General features: G+C 70.0%; 5 protein-coding genes. 1 reads left to right on the top strand and 4 read right to left on the bottom strand.

The window, feature by feature from the left end:
- From AB0K09_RS29360 to AB0K09_RS29345, 4 genes are all read right to left on the bottom strand, one after another.
- On the bottom strand, window positions 1-1,090 hold a 1,090-nt coding region (locus tag AB0K09_RS29360; RefSeq protein ID WP_366068444.1), incomplete at its 3' end, for a M1 family aminopeptidase.
- Between the two features lie 100 nt (window positions 1,091-1,190).
- Window positions 1,191-2,327 carry a PP2C family protein-serine/threonine phosphatase gene (locus AB0K09_RS29355; RefSeq protein ID WP_366068443.1) on the bottom strand — a complete coding sequence of 379 codons (1,137 nt, stop codon included), beginning with the start codon at window positions 2,325-2,327 and terminating at the stop codon, window positions 1,191-1,193.
- A 161-nt stretch (window positions 2,328-2,488) separates the two neighbouring features.
- A complete protein-coding gene (locus AB0K09_RS29350; RefSeq protein WP_366068442.1) occupies window positions 2,489-3,295 on the bottom strand; it encodes a DNA-formamidopyrimidine glycosylase family protein in 807 nt (268 codons plus the stop codon).
- Window positions 3,296-3,386: 91 nt separating this feature from the next.
- Window positions 3,387-3,875 carry a ribose-5-phosphate isomerase gene (locus tag AB0K09_RS29345; RefSeq protein ID WP_366068441.1) on the bottom strand — a complete coding sequence of 163 codons (489 nt, stop codon included), beginning with the start codon at window positions 3,873-3,875 and terminating at the stop codon, window positions 3,387-3,389.
- Window positions 3,876-4,073: 198 nt separating this feature from the next.
- On the opposite strand from AB0K09_RS29345, the gene AB0K09_RS29340 reads away from it, so the two are divergent.
- Window positions 4,074-5,379: amino acid permease (locus AB0K09_RS29340; protein WP_366068440.1), on the top strand; the 1,306-nt coding region annotated here is incomplete at its 3' end.

Below are 5,379 nucleotides of genomic sequence, written 5' to 3'. Positions count from 1 at the left end.
GGTTGGCGAAGGTCACCCAGGCGTTGTCGAAGCGGGTCGCCTCCACCTGCGAGAAGGAGCCCATGAAGTCGGCGAACGACTCCTTGAGCCACAGGTCGTCCCACCACTCCATGGTCACCAGGTCGCCGAACCACATGTGCGCCATCTCGTGCAGCACGATGTTGGCGCGCCGCTCGTACGCCGCCCGCGTCACCTTGCCGCGGAAGACGTACTCCTCGCGGAACGTCACGCAGCCGGGGTTCTCCATCGCGCCCAGGTTGTACTCCGGCACGAACGCCTGGTCGTACTTGCCGAAGGGGTACGGGTAGTCGAAGTGGTCGTGGAAGAAGTCCAGGCCCTGCTTGGTGACCTCGAAGATGTCCCCGGCGTCGAAGTGCCGGGCCAGGCCCTTGCGGCACAGCGCGCCGAGCGGGATCTCCAGCACGCCGCCGTCGGGGAGCGTACGGCTGTAGTGGTCGCGCTCGACGTGGTACGGGCCGGCGACGACCGCCGTGATGTACGTCGAGATCGGCTTGGTCGGCTCGAACCGCCACGTCGCCGCGAGGGCGTCCCCGTCCGCCGGCCCGGTCCGCTCCCGTTCCGCGCCGTTGCTCAGCACGGTCCAGTCGGCCGGCGCGGTCACCGAGAAAGTGAACGGGGCCTTGAGGTCCGGCTGCTCGAAGTTGGCGAACACGCGCCGCGCGTCGGCCGGCTCGTACTGCGTGTAGAGGTAGACCTCGCCGTCCTCGGGGTCGACGAACCGGTGCAGCCCCTCGCCCGTCCGGCTGTAGGCGCACTGGGCGTCCACGACCAGCTCGTTCTCCGCCGCCAGCCCCTCCAGCGCGATCCGCGACCCGTCGAAGACGACCGCCGGGTCCAGCGCCCGGCCGTTGAGCGTCACGGACGTGACCGAAGGCGCCAGCAGATCCGCGAACGTCGCGGCGCCGGGCTCGGCGCAGCGGAAGCGAAGGGTGGTCACCGAGCGGAAGGTCCGCGGCTCGTCCCCGGCCCCGACGGCCGACCGCACGTCCAGCGCGACGTCATAGCCCTCGACGCTCAGCAGCCGCGCCCGCCGACGGGCTTCCTCACGGGTCAGATTCTCACCGGGCACGAAACGGCTCCCTCGTCTTCGTCGCGTAGGTCGAACACGGGGAATCATGGCACGCGGGGTGACGGGCGCGTCGCTGACGGTCCCGCGGGGCCTCCGGCGGCTAGTCGCGGCAGATCAGCAGCAGTGCGCGGTCGTCGTTGACGTCCTTGGCGACCGCCTCGATCAGGTGCCAGGCGGCGCCGTGGAAGCCGCAGGTGACGTAGCGGTCGGCCTCGCCCGTGAGGCGGTCCATGCCCTCCGTCAGTTCGCGCTCGCTGGTCTCGACCAGGCCGTCGGTGAAGAGCATCAGGACGTCGCCGGGGCGCAGGGTGCCCTTGACGGGGTCGAAGCGGGCGCCGTCGTAGACGCCGAGGAGCGGGCCGTCGGCGTCCTTCTCCTGCCAGCGGCCGGAGCCGGCGCTGAGCTGGAGCGCGGGGAGGTGGCCGGCGGAGAAGAGCTCGTAGTCGCCGCTGTCGAGGTCGAGGACGAGGTGGATGGAGGTCGCGAAGCCCTCGTCCCAGTCCTGGCGCAGCAGATAACCGTTGGCGGCGCGGAGGAACTCGTGGGGCGGGAGGGAGCCGAGGAGGCCGCCGAAGGCGCCGGAGAGGAGGAGGGCGCGGGAGGCGGCGTCCATGCCCTTGCCGGAGACGTCGGTGAGGACGACCTCCAGGGTGCGCCCGCCGTTGGTGCGGGCCGCGACGACGAAGTCGCCCGAGAAGGACTGCCCGCCGGCCGGCCGCAGAGCCATCTCGCGGTGCCAGCCGCGCGGCAGTTTGGGCAGTTTGCTCTGGACCCGGATGCGCTCGCGCAGATCGAACAGCATCGTGCCGCCCCGCCGCCACGGCACGCCGACGCGGCTGCGGAACTGCGCGATGAGCAGCCCGAGCAGCCCGACCGCGGCCACGACCAGGATCGTGCCGGGCGTGACGCGGTCCGCGCCGTACGCGACGGGGTCGAGCACCGCCGACTCGACGATGAGCGCGCCGGCCGCCGCCGCGTAGAGACCCAGGAGGCTGGAGGGACGCAGGAGCAGTCCGCCTGCCACGATCGGCAGGACGAGCGCGGCGGGAGCGCACCATTCCGGCTGCGCGATCGTTCCCATGGCAAGGGCCGGAATCGTCAGCAGCAGTGCGGTGAAGGCCAGCCAGTCCGAGCCGTCGCCGCGGAAGTAGTCGACACCGGCCTTGCGCACACTCGTGCGGACCCGGTGCAGTGCTTTGCGCATCCGGGCCGTCGGGGTCTCCGCACCGCCAGTCATTGCATCGGGACCCTATCCACCCATTCGGCGGTGCGTCGATTCACGCCGCGCCGACACGGCTGCCGCGCGGGCACCGGACCGGCACCCGATGAGCAACCTTATGCGAGATTCGTTCGCTTGAGCGGCGGTATGGCGGATACCGGTTGCCCTCGCCGGGCGGGTTAGGCGCGTTGGCAGGTGGGGCACCAGAAGAGGTTGCGGGCCGCCAGCCCGGCCGTGCGGATCTCGTCTCCGCAGATGTGGCACGGCATCGCGGCCCGCCGGTAGACGTACACCTCGCCGCCGTGGTCGTCCACGCGTGGCGGGCGCCCCATCGCCTCCGGCGTGTGCTCGGGGCGCACGGTGTCGATCCGGTTGTCGCGCACGCCGTCGTGCATCAACACGACGAGATCGGCCCAGATCGCGTCCCACTCGCGGCGGGTGAGATCGCGGCCCGCCCGGTACGGGTCGATGCCGTGCCGGAAGAGGACCTCGGCGCGGTAGACGTTGCCCACGCCGGCGATGACCTTCTGGTCCATCAGCAGCGCGGCGACGCTGCTGCGGCTCCGCGAGACCCGCGTCCATGCGCGGTCGGGCCCGTCACCGGGACGCAGCGGGTCGGGGCCGAGCCGGTCGTGTATCGCCTGCTTCTCCCCGCCGGTGATCAGTTCGCAGGCGGTGGGCCCGCGCAGATCCGCGAACGCGGTGGGGGTGGCGAGGCGCAGACGGACGGTCTCGGTCGGGGGCGGGGCCGTGTCGCCGAGGGTGTACTTGCCGAAGAGACCGAGGTGGATGTGGACCCACTCGTCTTCGCCGAAGCCGAGGAAGAGGTGCTTGCCGTGGGCTTCCGCCGTTTCCATGACGTGGCCGTCGATGAGGGCGGCGCTGTCGGAGAACTTGCCCTGCGGGCTGGTCGCCCGCACCGTTTCGCCCGCGAACATGGCGCGGTGGTCCGCGGCGAGGCGGTGGATCGTGTGCCCCTCTGGCACGGCGGGTTCTCCTTCGACTGCGGGCCGGTGGCCCGTCCTCTTTCCCCCACTCGCCCACCCGTCGTCCGTAACGGGTGGGCGGAGGAAGGGGTCAGCCCTGCTGCGGGTGGTGGGCCGGGATCGGCGGCAGCTCGCCCGTCGTCTCGTAGCGGCTCAGCATCTCGATGCGGCGCGTGTGGCGCTCCTCGCCCGAGTACGGCGTGGAGAGGAAGATCTCGACGAACTTCGTCGACTCCTCGACCGTGTGCATCCGGCCGCCGATGGAGATCACGTTGGCGTTGTTGTGCTCACGGCCGAGCGCGGCCGTCTGCTCGCTCCACGCCAGGGCCGCACGGACGCCCTTGACCTTGTTCGCGGCGATCTGCTCGCCGTTGCCGGAGCCGCCGATCACGATGCCGAGGCTGTCCGGGTCCGCAGCGGTCTTCTCCGCGGCGCGCAGGCAGAACGGGGGGTAGTCGTCCTGGGCGTCGTAGATGTGGGGACCGCAGTCGATGGGCTCGTGGCCGTGTGCCGTGAGCCACTCCACGAGATGGTTCTTGAGTTCGTAACCGGCATGGTCGGAGCCGAGGTAGACACGCATGGATCCGAGTGTGGCACGGGCGGAACCATGATCCGTCACAGGGCCGACTCCGGCCCGCCGGTCGTTTTCGCACACGCGCGATAACAAAGCGTAAAGACAACGATACGGATTCAGCTCTTCCGAAAGACACCTTTAAAAAGTTCTAATGCGGTGGCTCGTAACCCGAGAACCAAAGGAACAACCCGAAGGAACGTGCACATGAGTGCGACACCGCCGACCACGAAGGCGCCGAAGGCCGGCGACCCCGGTCAGGCCCCCGCGTCGGGCGGGGACGGCCTCAAGGCCGGCCTCAAGAACCGGCACCTGTCCATGATCGCCATTGGCGGTGTCATCGGCGCCGGCCTCTTCGTGGGTTCCGCGTCCGGCATCGCCGCCGCCGGCCCCGGCATCCTGATCTCGTACGCCCTCGTCGGCGCCATGGTCGTCTTCGTCATGCGGATGCTCGGCGAGATGGCCGCCGCCAACCCGACCTCCGGCTCCTTCTCCGCCTACGCGGACCGGGCGCTCGGCCGCTGGGCCGGTTTCACCATCGGCTGGCTGTACTGGTTCTTCTGGGTCGTCGTCCTCGCGGTCGAGGCGACCGCCGGTGCCAAGATCCTGCACGGCTGGGTGCCGGGCGTGCCGCAGTGGGGCTGGGCCCTGATCGTCATGCTGGTCCTCACCGCGACCAACCTGGCCTCGGTCAGCTCCTACGGCGAGTTCGAGTTCTGGTTCGCGGGCATCAAGGTCGTCGCGATCGCCGGCTTCGTCGTCATCGGCCTGCTCGCGGTCTTCGGCGTGCTCCCCGGCTCCGACAACCCGGGCCAGGGCTTCGACCTGCTCACCTCGCACGGCGGCTTCCTGCCGAACGGTCCGGGCGCCATCCTCACCGGTGTGCTGATGGTCGTCTTCTCCTTCATGGGCAGCGAGATCGTCACCCTGGCCGCCGGTGAGTCCGAGGACCCGCAGCGCGCGGTCACCAAGGCCACCAACAGCGTCATCTGGCGGATCGGCGTCTTCTACCTGGGCTCGATCCTCGTCGTGGTCTCCCTGCTCCCGTGGGACTCCAAGGAGATCGCCGACAAGGGCAGCTACGTCGCGGCGCTCGACTCGATCGGCATCCCGCACGCCGGCCAGATCATGAACGTCATCGTGCTGACGGCCGTGCTCTCCTGCCTGAACTCGGGCCTCTACACCGCCTCCCGCATGGCCTTCTCCCTCGGCCGGCGCGGCGACGCCCCGAAGGCCTTCGCCCGCACCAGCGGCAACGGCGTCCCCCGCGCCGCGATCCTGGGCTCGGTCGTCTTCGGCTTCCTGTCGGTCATCTTCAACTACGTGTGGCCCGACACGGTCTTCAAGTTCCTGCTGAACGCCTCCGGCGCCGTCGCCCTCTTCGTCTGGCTGGTCATCTGCATCACCCAGCTGAAGATGCGCGGCATCATCCTGCGCGAGATGCCGGAGCGCCTCCTGGTCCGGATGTGGCTCTTCCCGTACCTCACGTGGGCGACCATCGGCATGATCGTCT

The sequence above is a fragment of the Streptomyces sp. NPDC049577 genome, from assembly GCF_040675635.1.
Taxonomy (GTDB): Bacteria; Actinomycetota; Actinomycetes; order Streptomycetales; family Streptomycetaceae; genus Streptomyces.
Note: the sequence above shows the minus strand (reverse complement) of the source record. Positions and strands in the feature narration are given on the sequence as shown.